Origin of the sequence: Bacillus pretiosus (assembly GCF_051294775.1) — a bacterium.
Classification (GTDB): Bacteria; Bacillota; Bacilli; order Bacillales; family Bacillaceae_G; genus Bacillus_A; species Bacillus_A wiedmannii.
The window spans coordinates 1-282 of sequence record NZ_JBPPHF010000591.1 but is presented as its reverse complement, the minus strand read 5'-3'; the positions used below and the strand labels follow the sequence as shown (position 1 = coordinate 282).

The window sequence follows — 282 nt, the reverse complement described above, 5'->3', positions numbered from 1 at the left end:
ACTTTATATCAAGCAATTGCAGCTATTTTCTTAGCGCAAATGTACGGTATTGATTTATCCATTACTCAACAAATTACATTATTACTAGTATTAATGCTTACATCAAAAGGTATTGCGGGTGTACCGGGCGTATCATTCGTTGTATTATTAGCGACACTTGGTACAGTAGGTATTCCAGCTGAAGGTTTAGCCTTCATCGCTGGTATTGACCGTATTTTAGAAATGGCTCGTACAGCAGTTAACGTTGTAGGAAACTCTTTAGCAGCTGTAGTTATGTCGAAG

General features: G+C 37.9%; 1 protein-coding gene. It reads left to right on the top strand.

The window, feature by feature from the left end:
- A partial coding sequence (locus ACSG5Z_RS32290) for a cation:dicarboxylate symporter family transporter (protein WP_435712981.1) occupies positions 1 to 282 on the top strand: 282 nt, incomplete at both ends.